This is a genomic window from Stenotrophomonas sp. 14P6.2.3, assembly GCF_057799055.1.
Genome location: NZ_JBYOLA010000009.1, coordinates 1 through 17,064, shown reverse-complemented (window position 1 = coordinate 17,064; position 17,064 = coordinate 1). Strand labels below are relative to the sequence as shown.

Below are 17,064 nucleotides of genomic sequence, written 5' to 3'. Positions count from 1 at the left end.
CGCTCAACAATAAAAGACGGGTGCCGGCGACGATGTGCCCGCACGTTCCATCGTGCACCTGCAGCGCGGATCGGTCCTGCGCTTTCAGAGGTAGAAATAGATCCCTGTCATTTTCTCCAATGCCAGCCCGAATGCGATATCCAGCGGGTCAATCGATTGGCATTTACGGCCAAGTTGAAGGTCGCGCAGCAATGCGCGTGCGTACTGCAACTGCTCGGTGCGGGTGATCGATTCGTCTTCGTAGCGGTCAAAGAGCAGACCGAAACGGGTATTGAGGGTGGTGAGGAAGCCGCTGTCGAACAGAAGATCGACCGTGGAATCGCTGAGCATCACCTCGTACAGGTCGCCAGGCAGGCAGGAATCGGTGTCCAGGCGCCGTTCGGCATCGGCAGTAAGCGGAACGCAGGCTGTACGCGTGGGAGATTGTTGGCCGGGCATGCGCGCAAGTATCCCCCATGCAGCGCTTTCGTCACGAAGAAAGGCGTAGTGTCTATGAGGTCGGACGTTTCTGTCCGCATCGATTCCCCCACATGGAGACCACAGATGATTGATTACCAGCTCAACGGAAAAACCGCGATCGTGACCGGTGGTGTTTCCGGTATCGGCCTGGCGGTAGCAGAAACGCTCGCTGCATCCGGTGCGCGTATTTCGGTGTGGGACCTGAAGCAGGAAGCGGTGGATGCAACAGTAGCCGTGCTGCGCAGCCAGGGCGCTGAGGCCATCGGAATCGCGCTGGATGTGACCGACGAAGCGGCGGTGGAAGCGGCGGTGCAGCGCACGGTGAAGGAACTGGGCGGCGTGCACATCGCGGTGAACAATGCGGGCATCGGCGGGCCAGCGGCAAGCAGTGGCGACTACCCGATCGATGGCTGGAAACGCGTGGTGGATGTGAACCTGACCAGCGTGTTCCTGTGCCAGCGGGCGCAGATCCAGGCGATGCGTGCGGTGGGCAGCGGCGGCAGCATCATCAACATGGCCTCCATCCTGGGCCAGGTGGGTTATGCCGGCTCGACCGCCTATGCGGCGGCCAAGCACGGCGTGGTCGGCCTGACCCAGACGGCTGCATGGGAGCACGCCGCCGATGGTATCCGCATCAATGCGGTGGGCCCGGGCTTCATCAACACGCCATTGCTTGAAAAGATGGACGCCAAGGTGCGTGCAACGCTGGAAGGGCGGCATGCGCTCAAGCGCTTGGGAACGCCGCAGGAAGTGGCCGCGCTGGTGGCCTGGCTGGCCAGCGACGATGCCTCGTTCGCGACGGGTGCCTACTACGCCATCGATGGTGGCTATCTGGCGCAGTAACCGTGTGCAACAGGGGTACGCATGGCGGTCATCACCAGATCCATGCCATGCGTGGATGAATCCGTGCGGTGAAGAGGGTGTGCCATCGCCTTCACCCCCATCCCACGGCCGCCGCGCAACGCTCCGGGAAACTACCGGAGCCCCCCCTATGGAACTCACCCAGGACATGTCCATTCTGCTGCGCGTGGCCGCCGCCATGGTCTTTGGCGGCGTGCTGGGCGTCGAGCGCGAGATGGGCAAGCACGCTGCCGGCCTGCGCACGCACATGCTGATTGCCGGTGCCGCTGCGCTGATCGTCGGCCTCGGTGACTCGGTGGCCGAACACTTCCAGCAGGAGCGCTACCGCGATCTGCTGCAGGTCGACCCGGTGCGCTTGATCGAAGCGGTGGTGGCCTGCGTCGGTTTCGTCGCCGCCGGCACCATCCTGCGTGGAAACCGCGAGGACCAGGTCAGCGGGCTCACCACGGCCAGCTCTTTGATCATGGCGGCGGCCATCGGTATTGCCGTGGGCATCGGCAAGTACGTGATCGCACTCGGCGTCAGCGTGCTGTGCGTGCTGGTGCTCGCACTGATCCGACGGGTTGAGAAGAAGCTGTAAGCCGGTAAATGGTAAGACCAATAATTTCGTATAGCCCTATGGTCTAATAGGCTCTTCGCAGGATTGGCGGTTCAATTCGCGCCTGTGGTCCGATCATCGGTCAAAGTGGTACGACCAATAATGACGGACACGACGCCCCCACGCGGTGGGGAACCTCCTGTTCCTGTCGAGAGCCCTCATGCAGCCCTGGCAACACGTGTACGACCCCGCTGGCAACCTGTGGTTGTCGAGCCTGATCGCGCTGCTGCCGATCGCCTTCTTCTTCGTTGCCCTGGCAGTGCTGCGCATGAAGGGCTGGATCGCCGGCACCATCACCGTGGCCATCGCGCTTGGCGTGGCCCTGCTGTTCTATCGCATGCCGGTGGCGCAGGCGCTGGGGGCGGCGGGCTTCGGCTTCGTCTATGGCCTGTGGCCGATTGCCTGGATCATCATCGGCGCGGTGTTCCTGTACAAGGTCTCGGTCAAGACCGGCCAGTTCGACATCATCCGCGCCTCGATCCTGTCGGTCACTGAGGACCAGCGGCTGCAGATGCTGATGGTCGGCTTCGCCTTCGGTGCCTTCCTGGAGGGTGCGGCCGGGTTCGGTGCGCCGGTGGCGATTACCGCTGCGCTGCTGGTCGGGCTGGGCTTCAAGCCGCTGTATGCGGCCGGCCTGTGCCTGATCGTCAACACCGCGCCGGTGGCGTTCGGTGCGATGGGCATTCCGATCATCGTGGCAGGGCAGGTTACCGGCCTGGATGCCTTCGAGATCGGCCAGATGGCGGGTCGCCAGCTGCCGTTCCTGACCATCATCGTGCTGTTCTGGATCATGGCGATCATGGATGGCTGGCGCGGCATCAAGGAAACCTGGCCGGCGGTGCTGGTGGCCGGCGGTTCGTTCGCCATTGCCCAGTACCTGACCTCCAACTTCATCGGCCCGGAACTGCCGGACATCACCGCTTCGCTGGCGTCGCTGGTCTGCCTGACCCTGTTCCTGCGCCGCTGGAAGCCGGTGCGGATCTTCCGCTTCGATACCGAAACCAGCGCCGAGGCGGCCGCACAGGCACTGGAAGCGCCGCGCCATAGCGTCGGCCAGATTGCCAAGGCATGGTCGCCGTTCCTGATCCTCACCGCGATGGTCACTGTGTGGAGCATCAAGCCGTTCAAGTCGCTGTTCGCAGCCGGTGGCCCGCTTGAAGGCTGGGCGCTGAAGATCCCGGTGCCGGGCCTGGACCAGATGGTGCAGAAGATGCCGCCGATCGTCGATGCGCCACTGAGCTATGAGGCGGTGTACAAGTTCGACTGGTTCTCGGCCACCGGTACCTCGATCATCCTCGCCGCGGTGATCGCGATCATCGCCCTGCGCATGCCGGCACGGTCGGCGCTGCAGACCTTCGGTGAAACCGTGCGCGAGCTGCGCATGCCGATCTTCTCGATCGGCATGGTGCTGGCGTTCGCCTTCATCGCCAACTATTCGGGCCTGTCGGCCACGCTGGCGCTGGCACTGGCGCACACCGGCAAGGCGTTCCCGTTCTTCTCGCCGTTCCTGGGCTGGCTGGGCGTGTTCCTGACCGGCTCGGATACCTCGTCCAATGCGCTGTTCTCGGCGCTGCAGGCCACCACCGCGCAGCAGATCGGCGTTTCCGACGTGCTGCTGGTAGCGGCCAACACCACCGGCGGCGTCACCGGCAAGATGATCTCGCCGCAGTCCATTGCCATCGCCTGCGCAGCGGTGGGCCTGGCCGGCAAGGAATCGGATCTGTTCCGCTTCACCGTCAAGCACAGCCTGATTTTCACCACGATGGTCGGCCTGATCACCCTGGCCCAGGCCTACTGGCTGACCTGGATGATTCCCTGAGCATGCAGCGCAGGCCGACCAACAGCGGCGTGCTTCGGGCCACAATGGCGCCATGAGCACACAACGGGTTTCGGACAAGGTGGCCGCGCAGCTGCGTGCGCTGGTGCAGGAACAGCAGCTGCAGCCGGGCGACAGGCTGCCGGCCGAGCGCACGTTGGCGGTGCAGCTGGGGGTCTCGCGCACCGCGCTGCGCGAGGCCATCGCACAGTTGGCCAGCCACGGTCTGCTGACCGCGCGCGTGGGTGGTGGCACCTATGTGAGCGAGCCCGCCGCACGGGCACGGCAGGCACTGGATGAACCCTTGGTGCCATACCTGCCGCTGTTCCAGGGCGACCCGGAATACCGCTTCGACGTGCTGGAAATCCGCCACGCGCTGGAAGGCGCCACGGCCTGGCACGCGGCGCTGCGCGCCACCGACGAGGACCGTGCGCGCATCGCCCAGGCGTTCCAGACCATGATGGACGCGCATGGCAAGGACGACCCCACTGGCGAAGCCGAGGCCGACGCGGCCTTCCACCTGTCCATCGCCGAGGCGTCGCACAACCTGGTGCTGCTGCAGGTGATGCGTGGTCTGTTCGAACTGCTGCAGACCAACATCTCGCAGAGCCGGGAAAAGCTGTACACCTCGGCCAGGACCTTCTCGCCGCTGTCCGACCAGCACCGCGAAATGATGGATGCGGTGCTGGCCGGCGATCCCGAACGTGCGCGCGCCGCCGCGCATGCCCATCTTGAGTTCGTGCACACCACGCTGCGCACGCTCGACGACAACGAAGCCCGGCGTACGCGGGCCTCGCGCCTGCCTTCCCCACACGGTTGACCCCATGATCATTTCCGCCTCCACCGATTACCGTGCAGCAGCCGAACGTCGGTTGCCGCCGTTCCTGTTCCACTACATCGATGGTGGCGCGTATGCCGAGCACACGCTGAAGCGCAACGTGTCCGACCTGTCCGACATCGCGTTGCGCCAGCGCATCCTGCGCAACATGTCCGACCTGAGCCTGGAAACCGAGCTGTTCGGCGAGAAGCTGGCGATGCCGGTGGCGCTTGCCCCGGTCGGCCTGACCGGCATGTATGCCCGCCGTGGCGAAGTGCAGGCGGCGCGCGCAGCCGACAGCCGCGGCATTCCGTTCACGTTGTCCACGGTGTCGGTGTGCCCGATCGAAGAAGTCGCACCGGCAATCCAGCGCCCGATGTGGTTCCAGCTGTACGTGCTGCGCGATCGCGGTTTCATGCGCAATGCGCTGGAGCGCGCGCAGGCGGCGGGTGTGACCACCCTGGTGTTCACCGTCGACATGCCGGTGCCGGGCGCGCGCTATCGTGACGCACACTCGGGCATGAGTGGTCCGAATGCTGCAATGCGCCGGATCGGCCAGGCCATCACCCATCCGCGCTGGGCGTGGGACGTGGGCCTGCGCGGACGCCCGCATGATCTCGGCAACATTTCCACCTACCGTGGCAACCCAACGGGCCTGGAGGACTACATCGGCTGGCTGGGCAGCAACTTCGATCCGTCCATTTCGTGGAAGGACCTGGAGTGGATCCGCGAGTTCTGGAAGGGCCCGATGGTGATCAAGGGCATCCTCGACCCGGACGATGCGCGTGACGCGGTCGCCTTCGGCGCCGATGGCATCGTGGTCTCCAACCATGGCGGCCGCCAGCTGGATGGTGTGCTGTCCACTGCGCGCGCCTTGCCTGCCATCGCCGACGCGGTGCAGGGCGACCTGAAGATCCTCGCCGATTCGGGTATCCGCACCGGCCTGGACGTGGTGCGCATGCTGGCGCTGGGCGCCGATACCGTGCTGCTGGGGCGCGCCTTCGTCTACGCGCTTGCCGCACAGGGCGAGGCCGGCGTGGCCAATCTGCTGGACCTGATCGCCAAGGAAATGCGCGTGGCGATGACACTGACCGGTGCACACCGCATCGCCGATATCGGCCGTGATTCGCTGGTGCGCCTGCCATGAGTGATCGCAACACGGTGCTGGCGCAGTTGCGTGCCGCGGTGGGGGACCGCCACGTACTGACCGGCGACAAGGCCACCCGCCGCTTCCGTCGCGGCTATCGCTTCGGCGACGGCCCGGTGCTGGCGGTGGTGCGTCCGGGCTCGCTGCTGCAGCTGTGGCAGGTGCTGCAGGCGGCGGTGCAGGGCGGCGCGGCGATCATCCTGCAGGCGGCCAATACCGGCCTGACCGGCGGTTCCACCCCCGATGGTGACGATTACGGCCGGCCGATCGTGCTGGTCAGCACTCTGCGCCTGGCCGGCATCCAGCTGTTGAACGAGGGGCGGCAGGTACTGTGCCTTCCCGGCGCGACGCTGGACCGGCTGGAGCAGACGCTGGCACCGCTGGGTCGCGAGCCGCACTCGGTGATCGGCTCGTCGTGCATCGGCGCCTCGGTGCTGGGTGGCATCTGCAACAACTCCGGTGGCGCACTGGTGCGCCGTGGCCCTGCCTATACCGAGATGGCGCTGTATGCCCAGGTTGACGCGCGGGGCGAACTGCAGCTGGTCAACCATCTGGGCATCGCGTTGGGCGATACGCCCGAGCAGATCCTGCAACGCCTGCAGGACGGCGACTACAGCACTGCAGATGTCAGCAACGGTAATGGCCGTGCCGCGTCCGATCCGCGTTACGCCGAGGAAGTACGCAAGGTGGATGCGGATACTCCGGCACGCTTCAATGCTGACCCCAGCCGCCATTTCGAGGCGACCGGATCTGCCGGCAAGCTGGCGGTGTTCGCCGTGCGCCTGGATACGTTCGAGAAGGAGGCCGCCGAGGTCTTCTATATCGGCAGCAACCGCACCGACAGCCTGACCGCGATCCGCCGCCAGCTGCTGACCGGCTTCGAGCGCCTGCCCATCGCCGGCGAGTACATCCACCGCGATGCCTATGACATCGGTGAGCGTTACGGCAAGGACAGTTTCCTGCTGATCGACAAGCTCGGCACCGCGCGCGTGCCGGCCGCGTTCGCGCTGAAGAGCCGGGTCGATGGCTGGTTTGAACGGCTTGGCCTGCGTGGTGTCACCGATCGGGTGATGCAGACGCTGACCGGCCTGCTGCCTTCGCACCTGCCCAAGCGCATGGGCGAGTTCCGCCAGCGTTACGAGCATCACCTGTTGCTGAAGGTTTCCGCACAGGATGCGGCCGCCACCGAGACATGGCTGCGCGGCTTCTTCAACGACCATGAAGGCGGGTACTTCCACTGCACCGCGGACGAGGGACGCAAGGCGTTCCTGCATCGCTTCGCCGTGGCCGGTGCCGCCGTGCGCTATCGCGAAGTGCACCGCGAGCAGGTGCAGGACATCGTCGCGCTGGACATTGCGCTGCGCCGCGACGATGCCGAGTGGTTCGAGCAGCTGCCGGCTGATATCGATGGCCGCCTGCTGCACAAGCTGTACTACGGCCACTTCCTGTGCCACGTGTTCCACCAGGATTACATCGCGCGCAAGGGTGAAGACCCGATGGCCATCGAGCATGCGATGTGGGCGTTGCTGGACCAGCGCGGTGCCGAGTACCCGGCCGAGCACAATGTCGGCCATCTGTATCCAGCCAAGCCGGCGCTGGCCGGTTTCTACCGCACGCTGGACCCGAGCAATACCTTCAACCCCGGCATCGGCCAGACGTCGAAGGCGAAAGGGTGGGGTGGGTGCGACTGCGACGGGCACTGAGCCGCAGCGCGGTGCCTGCGCTACCATCGGCCCCTCGCAAGGACGTGCCGGCGCGCACAGGATGATCATGAATTCCACGCGTATTGCTTACGCCGTGCTGTCCGCCCTGCTGCTGGCATCGTCGCTGCCGGCAGCGGCGGACGTCGCGCCCGTTCAACACGATGCCGCGGGCAACCGGCTGGAAGCGCTGTTGCTGCAGGGCGAGCAGGGAGCGGACGACCCCGAGCGCTACTGCACTGCCGATGGCCAGTGGTGCGTGCGGGCGTTGCCCGCAACAGGCCAAGACCAGCCGGCAGCGCTGGAAGTCGCCGAGCGTGCGGGTGATGACGCCGAACCAAAGATGCGACACGTCCCCATCGAGGTGGTTGACGATGGCGACCTGCGGGTCTGGCCCTTCATCGTGCGCCTGGCCCCCGGCGCGGGCGCAGGCCAGGCCGTGGCCGCTCCGCAACAGGCGGCACTGCAGAACGTGCTCGTTGGCGGTCTGGTGGAGGCCCGCGCGATGTATTCCGGCGGCGGTGCCAGCGCATCGACCCTGCAACTGGCGCGCATCCGCCATCTCGACGATGGCGTCCAGGTGGACGCCGACGTGCTGTCCGTTGCGTGGTCGGCCAACAAGATGATCCGGGCCTGTTTCAGCGAGCGCGATTTCGCTCAGCGCGCCGGTGCCTGCCACGACGAGTACAGTTTCGATGCGGAACTTGCGTTGGCAACCGAAGGGCAGGGCATGCCCGTGCTGCGCTACCGCACCGAGGCCAGCAACTATCCGGCCGGGGTATCGCCGCAGCGGGACTCGCTGGCCAAAGGAAAGTTGAAGAAGAAGGATCTGCGCACCGAGCAGGATGCGGAGTGCAGCTACACGCGCGTCTTCCGCTTCACCTCATGGGCTTACCAGCCGGATCAGCCATTGCCGGAGTGCTCGGGCTACACCGAGCCCTGAGCCATGGAGCCGGGCTTGGGCCCGGCTCTACGCGACGGCGCTGGCGTGCTTACTCGCAACGCGTGGCGGTGATGATGTTGTCCTTGTCCACGAACACGCGCAGGCGATCCTGGCGGATGTCCTTGGTGGTGATGGTGGCCGGGCCGATGGGATTGACCATGCCGGCGCCGCTTTCGCTGGACAGGCGGCGGATGTTCGGCTCGTTGGCCGGCTGGCCGATGGCCCAGCCCAGCTGGCTGGCATCGCAGCGGCCACTGCCCTTGACCTCCGGGCCGGGAGTGCTGACACAGGCCGACAGCAACAAGGCCGAGGCGGGCAGCAACAGAGTCAGGCGGATGGTCATGCGGGCGCTCCTGCGCAGGGGATTGGCGGCACGATAGCACTGACCGCGCGAAACCCGGCAGCGTTCGGGTCATTGCCCGCGCGGCCGCCGCACTGCATAGTGGCCGGCGTTGCCGGCAGCGTGCCGGCGGGCAGACCGGGCCAGTCCGGTGCAGGTGTTGGATCGGGTATGACGGCAGGCAGTTTGCGTGGCAGGCAGAACGCAGTGAAGGCGGTGGCAGTGCTGTCGCTGCTTTGCATGGCAGTGGCAGCCGTGGCCGCCGAACCGGTCGCAGCGCCGGCTGCGGAAACACCGGTGTTTGGTGGCTGGCGCAACCTGCAGACCGAAGCTGGTTACCAGCCGGCGCAGCGCAACCTGGCGTTCGCGATGCTGCCGCAGGCCGCCACCCGGGGTGATCGCTTCGTGGTCCTCGACCGTGAAGGCAAGCGCGCGGTGTGCTGCCTGCAGGTGGCCAGCGAGTCGCTGGGCGTTGCCGCGCTTCGCGAGCAGTACCACCTGCCGCAGGCCGGGGTGACCGATCTGAGCAACGGCCGCAGCCCGGCGCGCCCGTACCTGCCGCATGTCTATGCGATGCAGCGGGTGGATGAATTGGCCGACTATGGTTTCGCCGATGTTGCCGGTGCCTACAGCGATCTGGGCGGGCTGCTGCTGCCCGACGCCGCCGCGCTGGCCGCCGACGGCAGCGAGGTGCGCCTGGGCGAGGCCCATTATCGCCTGCAGTTCCATCGCCAGCCGCTGGCCGATGATGATGGCGCACTGGACCGCTATACCCTGCAGTTGCTGCCTACGGGTGCACCGGTCGTGGTTGAAGTGCCGTTCGGCACCTACTGATTGCCACATTCCACTGGCTAGAATGGCGCGCGGCGCTGCCTGTCGCGCCTGATCCCGCGAGTTGTTGCCGTGCGATTCCTGCTGCTGCCCCTGATGTTGCTGGCCGGTTGTGCCAGCGTGCCCCCCGCGCCGCCACCGGCACATTCGGATGCGCTGTGGCGCCTGATCGAGCGTGATTGCCAGGGCGCACAGTCGCCACGCGGCGATTGCCTGCAGGTGCGCCCTGCCGTTGATCACCGCGATGTGCTGGTCAAGGATGCGCACGGCCACTATCAGTTCCTGCTGATGCCGCTGGACAAGGTCAGCGGCATCGAAAGCCCCGCGCTGTACCGGCGTCGGGCACCCAATTACTTCGCTGCCGCCTGGCAGGCCCGCACGCGCACCGAACAGGCGCTGGGCCAGCCGCTGCCGCGCAGCGTCGCCAGCCTGGCATTGAATTCGCCGCATGGTCGTTCGCAGCACCAGCTGCACATCCACGTCGACTGCCTGCGCGCTGACGTTCTGCAGGCGTTGGAAGACAATCGCGCGACCCTCGGCACGCAGTGGGCACCACTTCCGGTGCTGTTGCGCGGCCATCAGTACCAGGCGCGGCTGCTGCCCGGCGAAGCGCTGACTGCCAATCCGCTCAACCTGCTGGCCTATGGCCTGAGCGGCGTGGGCAAGGTTGGCCAATGGAGTCTGCTGGTGGCGGGGCACGAGGACGTGCACGGCGCGCCCGGTTTCATCCTGCTGGCCACGCAGCTGGACCCGGACAGCGGCAACGATGCCAGCGCCGAGGAACTGCAGGACCATGCCTGCAGCGTGTTGACCGGTGCGGATGCTTCGCTGGAGCGGGTGCGCTAGTTTTCCGTTGGCTGCCGCTGCAGCCAGACGGGGGCAGTCAGGGCGTACAGCTGGCGGTCCTGCCAGCCTTCGGCATCCAGGTGGTGGTCGCGCAGCAGGCCTTCGCGCTCGAAGCCGAGCGCCTGCAGGGTAGCGACCAGTTCGCTGCCTGCATCGGGCGGCAGCAGCACGAACAAGCGACGGATTCCTACCTGTTCGAACAGGAACGTGCACAGCGCCTGCAACGAAGCGTGCAGCTGCCGTTGCCGGGGACAGCCTGCTGCATGCAGCCAGCGCAGTTCGACGCTGCGCGCATGCGCGCAATGCAGGCGCAGATTCAGCTGGTCCAGCAGCTCACCCACTGCATCGAAGCTGCCCAGCAGCAGGTGATCGTTGTCGTGTTGCAGCTGCGAACGCTGCACACCGCAGAGGAAGTGGGCTTCGGCATCGAAATGGCCAGGCAGGTTGCTGCTGCGTTCGACCTGCTGATGGTAGTGACGCCAGGCGGAAAGGTCTGAACGCTGCAGGGGGCGCAATACGACGGGCCCGTGCTGGAGCCGCAGGAGATGGCGGCGCAGCACCGGTCGCAGCGGTGGCAGGGAAGCAGGGAAATACCGGTTCATGGGGTGGGACGATGCCGCACCTGGGCGAACTGGAACAATGAAAGAAGTTGCAAACGCGGTGTTGCCGACGCCTGCGGTCTGATTCGGTTCAGGCATAAGGCCATCAGGCCTGGTCATTTCCGTTGCAACCATCCGTTCAGGACACTTTCGTTACGGGATCGTTATGCGCGCACCGTCGCCAGCGTCCCGGACCACCCGCCCAACTCCCCCAGGAAGCCCATGTCCGCCTCTTCCCTGGCGCTGCGCCCGCGTCCGCTGGTGCTTGCCTTGTCGTCCCTGATGCTGGCCTCGTTGCCGGCCTTCGCGCAGGAAAGCGCACCCACCTCATTGCAGGAAGTGAAGGTCACCGGCTCGCGCATCCCGCGTGCCAGCGTCGAGGGGCCATCGCCGGTCACGGTGATCAGCCGCGAGCAGATCGATGCGCAGGGCTACCGCAACGCCTTCGATGCGTTGAGCGCGCTCACTGAAAACACCGGTAACGTGCAGGGCGAAGACTTCGGCAATACTTTCACCCCGGCGGCGAATACCATCAACCTGCGTGGCCTCGGCCCGAACCGCACGCTGGTGCTGGTCAATGGCCGCCGCCAGGCCGACTATCCGCTGGCCTACGAGGGCTCGGTGAACGTGGTCAACCTGGCCAACATCCCCAGTGCGTTGATCGAGCGCATCGAGGTGCTGGCCGCAGGCGCATCAGCGGTGTACGGCTCCGATGCGATCGCCGGCGTGGTCAACATCATCCTCAAGGACCGTTTCGACGGCGTGGACGTCAACGTGCGTGCCGGCGGCACCCAGCAGGGTGGTGGTGACAACCAGCGCGTGCAGGTGGTGGGCGGCAGCTCGGGCGATCGCTGGGAAGGCCTGTTCGGCTTCGAACTGGACGTGCGCAAGGCGATCCACGCGCGGCAGCGCGACTTCATGGATTCGCTGGACGATGATCCTACCGGCAAGGCGCCGCAGCCGACGGCCGTCGCCTATCGTCGCAACGCCGCTACCGGTCGCAACATCGATCCCGGCGCGGCCGGCTGCGATGCCGCTTCGGCCATCTACGGTGGCAGCGTGCTGCGCACCAACAATCCGCGCCAGGGATGGTACTGCGGTAGCAACGAAGCCGCTGCCAGCTACTGGACCGTGCAGACCGAGAAGCGCAACCTCAACGGCTACGGCCTGCTGACGTTCCACGTCAACGACACTACCGACCTGTTCGCCGATGTCGCCGTGGGCAGCGCACGGATCCACAACAACACGCGTGCACCCACCTGGACCTCGTCACGCAACTACTTCTACAACCAGAACACGGGCAACCTGGAGAGCTGGTACCGCCGCTTTGCGCCAGAGGAAATCGGCGGCCTGCCACGCAACGCCAATCGCTTCCTGGAAAACTCGTGGTCGTTCAATGTCGGTGCGCGTGGCCAGTTCGGTGACAGCGGCTGGGACTACGAGGCGGTCTACAGCCGCTCGCGCTACGAGAACCGCACGCGCCGGCCGGTGCTGCTGGCCGGTATCAACGAGTACCTGCTCGGTCCGCAGCTCGGTGTGCGAAACGGCGTGGAGGTCTATGCGCCGGATCCCTCGCGCCTGTTCCGGCCGCTGACGCCCGATGAGTACGGTCGCCTGTCCGACTACCAGGAAAGCCGCAACGCGGCGTGGCTGCAGACCTTCAGTGCGACGGTCAATGGTCGCCTGTTCGCCTTGCCGGGTGGCGACGCCGCGTTGGCCGCGGTGGTCGAAGCGGGCAGCCAGGGCTATCGCAACCGCCCGGACCCACGCCTGGGCACCGGCGAATTCTGGAACACCAGCGCCGGCATCGGTGCCGGTGGCGAACGTGACCGCTATGCGGCCGGTGTTGAACTGCAGCTGCCGTTGCTGCAGTCGCTGACCACCACCCTGGCAGGTCGCTACGACCAGTACCGCGCCGGTGGCGAGCATCTCGGCAAGGCAACCTGGAGCTTCGGTGTCGAATTCCGTCCGATCGAAAGCCTGCTGATCCGCGGCACTGCGGCCACCAGCTTCCGTGCGCCGGACATGAACTATGTGTTTGCCACCGAGACCCGTGGCTACAACCCGGGCATGACCGACTACTGGCGCTGCCGCACCGCCGGCCAGTCGTACGACAACTGCGACTACAACGGCCTGTCGATCGACTACAGCAACCGCGCCAATCCGCAGCTGCAGCCGGAGTCGGCCAAGTCGTATGGTTTCGGCGTGGTCTGGTCGCCGCTGTCCGGGCTGGATTTCAGCGCCGACTACTACGACATCCGCATCGACAACGAGGTGACCAGCCTGGACACCAGCCGCATCCTGCGTGATGAGGCCGACTGCCGGCTGGGTCGCACCCTCGGCGGCGAGGCGCGCGACATCGGTTCGTCGCTGTGCCAGGACGCGCTGTCGCGGGTGATCCGCAACCCCTCCAATGCCACCGTGCAGCCGGACCAGGTAACCCGCGTACTGATCAACCCGATCAATGCAGCGTCCGAATCGGTGCGTGGCATCGACCTGAAGGGTAACTGGCGCTTTGATGCGGGCCGCTATGGCCGCTTCACCACGCGTCTGGCCTACACCCTGGTGCTGGAGCACGAGTACAAGCAGTTTGACGATGACGAAGTGCGCGACATCCGCAATTCGCTGGATGACTGGCAGTGGCGCAGCAAGGCCAATGGCAGCATCACCTGGAACCAGGGCGACTGGACCGCGACGATCTATGGCAACCGCTATGGCTCGTTGCCCAAGAGTGATGGCAGTGGACGCATCGCGCCGTACATGACCTACAACGCCAGTGTGTTCCGCCAGTTCGGCGAGAACCTGACACTGGGTGTGATCGTCAACAACCTGCGCGACAGCCGGCCGCCGGCGGACAAGAATGGGGGTGGTTGGCCGTTCTATCCGGTCGGCAACTACGACCCGTATGGCCGTCAGTTCTGGGTGGAGCTGGATTACCGGTTCCGTTGATCGAAGCGGAAAACGAAAGGCCCGGCATTGCCGGGCTTTTCTTTGTCTGGCACTTCGCTTCCAGCGCCATGGAGTGGCATGCTCACAAGCTCACCAGGGAGGGAGCAGCGCATGGACGTTCGTCATCTGATGGTTGTGGCGTTGGCAGTTGCGGGCTGCAGCAGCAAGCAAGAAGTACCACCTGTTGCTGCCATGGATGCTGCGATGGCGCCTGCCGACCGGAGTGAGGCAGCGACACCGGCACACGCCGCGGCAACACCCGCAGGTACTGCCGCCGCTTCGCCAGGGCTTGCAGTCGTTGCTCCGGGGGCCACTCAATCGGGTGCGGCTTTCCTCTCTGGCGAAAGGAGCCTGTTGAGCGAGGGGGCGATGTCCGTCGAAAGATTCCAGGCAGTGGTCGGCTCGAACAAAGCATTCGCACAGGCGGTCGGCCAGTTCGAGCAGGACGTGGCGCGCAACCCGGAAGCGCAGGATCTGACCGCGCTGTACAGGTCAGCGGTGACCGCCGCACTGGACGGAAATACGGACCTTGTCTCGTTCGCGTGCGGTTACAGCCTGTGCCTGGGCGAGATCCGCAGCCGGACCGACGACGGCTTCAGCGCTTGGGCACGCTCCTTCGGTGACGGCAATACGCCCCCCGTCTATGCATTCGCAACGGCCGAGTACACCCTGGGCCGGAACCTGCATTCGGGGCGCTTTGTGTTCTCCACCGATCCTGCTGCCAACGGCATCACCACCCAGTAGGCGAAGGCATGCTGGGCCGATGAAACGCTACGGCAGCGCCTGCACCAGGTACGACTCGATGACGTAGCTGAAAGGCTGCCGCTGGCGGTCACGGAGCAGGGCGCGCACTTCCAGGATGACGCCATGGTCGCCTTCGCCGCGTGGTGGCCAGAACGTCTGGTCGGTGAGGGTCTGGCGCTGGAAGCCGAGCGGACCGACCACACGGCCAAAGGGCTCGTCGGTGGTGTCGAGCACCTGGTTCATGGCCGCGCTGAGATGATCGGGCAGGTACCAGTTGTCGGCCTCCGACAGCACCCGGCTGCCGCAGGCCAGCTGCACACGGCGGTAACGCAGGGGCGTGGAGGCATTGGCGCCCAAGGCCTGCAGCACGTCGGCCGGCGCAGGCTTGTCCTGGCCATGTACGCGCACGGCGCGGACCCGGGCCTGCTCGGCCAGGCCGTGCTCGGCACACCAGCTTTCCAGGGTGGCGGTTGCGCTTTGGCCGGCCAGCACGCGCTGGTGCAGCACCTCGACCAGCGCAGCCGAGGCGATCCGCTGCTGGCCCGGCGGCGCCTGCAGGGGCGCGCTGGCGTTGGCATCGGTGGCGGACAGGCTGGCGATCGGGGCGGCGGCCAACAGGGACGCGGCCTGCCAGCGGCGAAGACGATCGTGGCGGTCGGACGGGCCCATGCGGCATCACAGCGGAAACAGGCGCCCATGTTACCCGTTCAGGCGTGTATCCGGCGTCCCTGCGGCGCAGGGTCGCGGGCGGGATTCATCGTGCCGGTGAATGCATGGCATGCGGATATTTCGTTGGCCGATGGCAGCGGTGACGGGCAGGATGGCGCCAGTATTGGCTTTCCGGGAGATCCAGATGACTCTGCAGTTCGTCCATGGTGGCGTCGATCGCGACGGCACCCCACTGCATTTCCATGTCCGTGATGGCCGTTTCGTCGGCATCAACAGCGACGATGCCGCACCGGAGGAGGCCGAAAGCGTCGACCTGACCGGCTTTACTGTTCTGCCGGGACTGGTCGACGGCCATATCCATCTGGACAAGAGCTTCGTCGGCGACCGCTGGCATCCGCATCAGCCAGTGAACAGCCTGCGCGAACGCCTGGCGGTGGAGAAGACCGCGATTGCCGCCGCTGCACCGATGGCGGACCGTGCCGAGGCGCTGATCCGCCAGTGCAGCGGATTCGGTACGGTGGCGATGCGTTGCCACGTCGACATCGATGGCAGTACCGGCCTGCAGCATCTGCAGGCCGTGCGCGAGGCGGCGCTGCGCTGTGCCGACATCATGCGCATCCAGCTGGTGGCGTTCCCGCAGGCGGGGGTGATGTCGTGCCCGGGTACGGCGGCGGTGCTGGAACAGGCGATTGCTGCAGGAGTGGAAGTACTGGGTGGCATCGACCCGAGCTCGCTGGACGGGGATGCCGACGGCCAGCTTGCGTTGTTGTTCGGGCTGGCCGAGCGCTATGGCGTGCGCTTGGACATCCATCTGCACGAGCCGGGCGAGACCGGGTTGGCGCAGCTGCTGCGGATCGCGGCGCGCACGCGCGCGGCGGGCCTGCAGGGCAGGGTGGCGGTCAGTCACGCTTATGCGCTGGGCGAGGTGCCATTGGCGCGGGCGCTGCAGGTGGGTGAGGCGTTGGCTGCTGCAGGCGTAGCGATCATGAGCAATGCACCGGGCGACCATCCGTTCCCGCCGTTGCGCGCACTGCACGACGCGGGTGTACGCGTGTTTGCCGGCAACGACAACATCCGCGACTGCTGGTGGCCCTACGGCAATGGCGACCTGCTGCAGCGGGCGATGCTGCTGGGCTATCGATCGGGCTTCTACACCGATGTGGACCTGATGCTGGCGTTGGACATGGTCACCACCCATGCGGCGGAGGTGATCGGGTTGCCGCAGTACGGCATTGCAGACGATCTTCCGGCCACCTTCGTGGCGGTGCGTGCCGACCATGGCCCGGCGGTGGTCGCCGGGCGCTGGCTGTAGCGGCCGGGCGGCGCCCGGCACCCGCGGTAGTGCCGGCCGCTGGCCGGCAACCTCAGAAGCAACAGCAACAGCAACAGCAACAGCAAAGGCGTGCATCCCGTGGGAGGCGGGGCGGTGTCGGATTGCGGGGACGCCGTAAACCCATCCATGGGGGCTTGGCAGCCGCATCCATGCGGCTGACACCCCGCAATCCGACACCGCCCCACCTTCGACAGCTTCCCGTCATCTGGCACATCCACGCCATGCGTGGATGAATCTCCATCGAAATCGAATATTTCGATATCTGGTCGAAGAGCATCCACGCATGGCGTGGATCTACGTGTCGACCAAGGTCGACACCCACCAAGAGTAGGCCATGCCATTCCCACAGATCGCGGGAATCTATCGAAGGCGGGGTGGGTCCGGTGGCAGGGGCGTGAGCCGCATGGATGCG

General features: G+C 66.0%; 16 protein-coding genes. 12 read left to right on the top strand and 4 right to left on the bottom strand.

Annotated elements, in window-relative coordinates:
• Window positions 1–84: 84 nt before the first annotated feature.
• On the bottom strand, window positions 85–438 hold the full coding sequence (locus AC27VL_RS09170; protein WP_488766092.1) for a hypothetical protein: 354 nt from the start codon (window positions 436–438) through the stop codon (window positions 85–87).
• Window positions 439–543: 105 nt separating this feature from the next.
• On the opposite strand from AC27VL_RS09170, the gene AC27VL_RS09165 reads away from it, so the two are divergent.
• The 7 genes from AC27VL_RS09165 (at window position 544) to AC27VL_RS09135 (ending at window position 8,341) form a co-directional block, all read left to right on the top strand.
• Entirely contained in the window at window positions 544–1,302 is a 759-nt protein-coding gene (locus tag AC27VL_RS09165) for an SDR family NAD(P)-dependent oxidoreductase (RefSeq protein ID WP_100552787.1), read from the top strand.
• Between the two features lie 148 nt (window positions 1,303–1,450).
• On the top strand, window positions 1,451–1,900 hold the full coding sequence (locus tag AC27VL_RS09160) for an MgtC/SapB family protein (RefSeq protein WP_100460309.1): 450 nt from the start codon (window positions 1,451–1,453) through the stop codon (window positions 1,898–1,900).
• Window positions 1,901–2,078: 178 nt separating this feature from the next.
• Window positions 2,079–3,737 (top strand): L-lactate permease, encoded by a 1,659-nt coding sequence (gene lldP, locus AC27VL_RS09155; protein WP_488766091.1) that lies wholly within the window; start codon window positions 2,079–2,081, stop codon window positions 3,735–3,737.
• A 52-nt stretch (window positions 3,738–3,789) separates the two neighbouring features.
• The gene (lldR, locus tag AC27VL_RS09150; protein WP_089235949.1) at window positions 3,790–4,554 is read left to right on the top strand and encodes a transcriptional regulator LldR; all 765 of its coding nucleotides are present in this window, start codon (window positions 3,790–3,792) and stop codon (window positions 4,552–4,554) included.
• A 4-nt stretch (window positions 4,555–4,558) separates the two neighbouring features.
• On the top strand, window positions 4,559–5,698 hold the full coding sequence (lldD, locus tag AC27VL_RS09145) for an FMN-dependent L-lactate dehydrogenase LldD (protein WP_100552785.1): 1,140 nt from the start codon (window positions 4,559–4,561) through the stop codon (window positions 5,696–5,698).
• On the top strand, window positions 5,695–7,401 hold the full coding sequence (gene dld / locus AC27VL_RS09140) for a D-lactate dehydrogenase (protein WP_488766090.1): 1,707 nt from the start codon (window positions 5,695–5,697) through the stop codon (window positions 7,399–7,401). Before lldD ends, dld begins: the two co-directional genes overlap by 4 nt.
• 67 nt (window positions 7,402–7,468) lie before the next feature.
• On the top strand, window positions 7,469–8,341 hold the full coding sequence (locus AC27VL_RS09135; RefSeq protein ID WP_488766089.1) for a hypothetical protein: 873 nt from the start codon (window positions 7,469–7,471) through the stop codon (window positions 8,339–8,341).
• A 49-nt stretch (window positions 8,342–8,390) separates the two neighbouring features.
• Here AC27VL_RS09135 and AC27VL_RS09130 read toward each other — a convergent pair whose 3' ends face one another.
• Window positions 8,391–8,684 carry a hypothetical protein gene (locus AC27VL_RS09130; protein ID WP_025878511.1) on the bottom strand — a complete coding sequence of 98 codons (294 nt, stop codon included), beginning with the start codon at window positions 8,682–8,684 and terminating at the stop codon, window positions 8,391–8,393.
• Window positions 8,685–8,852: 168 nt separating this feature from the next.
• Between AC27VL_RS09130 and AC27VL_RS09125 the strand changes: the two genes are divergently transcribed.
• Complete coding sequence (locus AC27VL_RS09125) at window positions 8,853–9,515, top strand: decarboxylase (protein ID WP_100552783.1); 663 nt, start codon at window positions 8,853–8,855, stop codon at window positions 9,513–9,515.
• Between the two features lie 69 nt (window positions 9,516–9,584).
• A complete protein-coding gene (locus AC27VL_RS09120; RefSeq protein WP_488766088.1) occupies window positions 9,585–10,358 on the top strand; it encodes a CDP-diacylglycerol diphosphatase in 774 nt (257 codons plus the stop codon).
• Here AC27VL_RS09120 and AC27VL_RS09115 read toward each other — a convergent pair.
• Window positions 10,355–10,873, bottom strand: coding sequence for a GNAT family N-acetyltransferase (locus tag AC27VL_RS09115; RefSeq protein ID WP_346560168.1), 519 nt, complete (start codon window positions 10,871–10,873; stop codon window positions 10,355–10,357). The genes AC27VL_RS09120 and AC27VL_RS09115 overlap by 4 nt on opposite strands.
• Window positions 10,874–11,179: 306 nt before the next feature.
• Between AC27VL_RS09115 and AC27VL_RS09110 the strand changes: the two genes are divergently transcribed.
• The gene (locus AC27VL_RS09110; RefSeq protein WP_488766087.1) at window positions 11,180–13,906 is read left to right on the top strand and encodes a TonB-dependent receptor plug domain-containing protein; all 2,727 of its coding nucleotides are present in this window, start codon (window positions 11,180–11,182) and stop codon (window positions 13,904–13,906) included.
• Between the two features lie 369 nt (window positions 13,907–14,275).
• Window positions 14,276–14,650 carry a hypothetical protein gene (locus AC27VL_RS09105; RefSeq protein ID WP_488766086.1) on the top strand — a complete coding sequence of 125 codons (375 nt, stop codon included), beginning with the start codon at window positions 14,276–14,278 and terminating at the stop codon, window positions 14,648–14,650.
• Window positions 14,651–14,677: 27 nt separating this feature from the next.
• Here AC27VL_RS09105 and AC27VL_RS09100 read toward each other — a convergent pair whose 3' ends face one another.
• Window positions 14,678–15,319: a hypothetical protein gene (locus AC27VL_RS09100; protein WP_180167343.1), complete on the bottom strand. Its 642-nt coding sequence runs from the start codon at window positions 15,317–15,319 to the stop codon at window positions 14,678–14,680.
• Between the two features lie 184 nt (window positions 15,320–15,503).
• On the opposite strand from AC27VL_RS09100, the gene AC27VL_RS09095 reads away from it, so the two are divergent.
• Entirely contained in the window at window positions 15,504–16,631 is a 1,128-nt protein-coding gene (locus tag AC27VL_RS09095) for an amidohydrolase family protein (RefSeq protein ID WP_488766085.1), read from the top strand.
• Window positions 16,632–17,064 lie beyond the last annotated feature (433 nt).

What these genes read in the sequence shown, in the direction of transcription:
- AC27VL_RS09170 (WP_488766092.1), bottom strand. Translation starts at nt 438, where the DNA reads ATGCCCGGCCAACAATCTCCCACGCGTACAGCCTGCGTTCCGCTTACT.
- AC27VL_RS09165 (WP_100552787.1), top strand. Translation starts at nt 544, where the DNA reads ATGATTGATTACCAGCTCAACGGAAAAACCGCGATCGTGACCGGTGGT.
- AC27VL_RS09160 (WP_100460309.1), top strand. Translation starts at nt 1,451, where the DNA reads ATGGAACTCACCCAGGACATGTCCATTCTGCTGCGCGTGGCCGCCGCC.
- lldP (WP_488766091.1), top strand. Translation starts at nt 2,079, where the DNA reads ATGCAGCCCTGGCAACACGTGTACGACCCCGCTGGCAACCTGTGGTTG.
- lldR (WP_089235949.1), top strand. Translation starts at nt 3,790, where the DNA reads ATGAGCACACAACGGGTTTCGGACAAGGTGGCCGCGCAGCTGCGTGCG.
- lldD (WP_100552785.1), top strand. Translation starts at nt 4,559, where the DNA reads ATGATCATTTCCGCCTCCACCGATTACCGTGCAGCAGCCGAACGTCGG.
- dld (WP_488766090.1), top strand. Translation starts at nt 5,695, where the DNA reads ATGAGTGATCGCAACACGGTGCTGGCGCAGTTGCGTGCCGCGGTGGGG.
- AC27VL_RS09135 (WP_488766089.1), top strand. Translation starts at nt 7,469, where the DNA reads ATGAATTCCACGCGTATTGCTTACGCCGTGCTGTCCGCCCTGCTGCTG.
- AC27VL_RS09130 (WP_025878511.1), bottom strand. Translation starts at nt 8,684, where the DNA reads ATGACCATCCGCCTGACTCTGTTGCTGCCCGCCTCGGCCTTGTTGCTG.
- AC27VL_RS09125 (WP_100552783.1), top strand. Translation starts at nt 8,853, where the DNA reads ATGACGGCAGGCAGTTTGCGTGGCAGGCAGAACGCAGTGAAGGCGGTG.
- AC27VL_RS09110 (WP_488766087.1), top strand. Translation starts at nt 11,180, where the DNA reads ATGTCCGCCTCTTCCCTGGCGCTGCGCCCGCGTCCGCTGGTGCTTGCC.
- AC27VL_RS09105 (WP_488766086.1), top strand. Translation starts at nt 14,276, where the DNA reads ATGTCCGTCGAAAGATTCCAGGCAGTGGTCGGCTCGAACAAAGCATTC.
- AC27VL_RS09100 (WP_180167343.1), bottom strand. Translation starts at nt 15,319, where the DNA reads ATGGGCCCGTCCGACCGCCACGATCGTCTTCGCCGCTGGCAGGCCGCG.
- AC27VL_RS09095 (WP_488766085.1), top strand. Translation starts at nt 15,504, where the DNA reads ATGACTCTGCAGTTCGTCCATGGTGGCGTCGATCGCGACGGCACCCCA.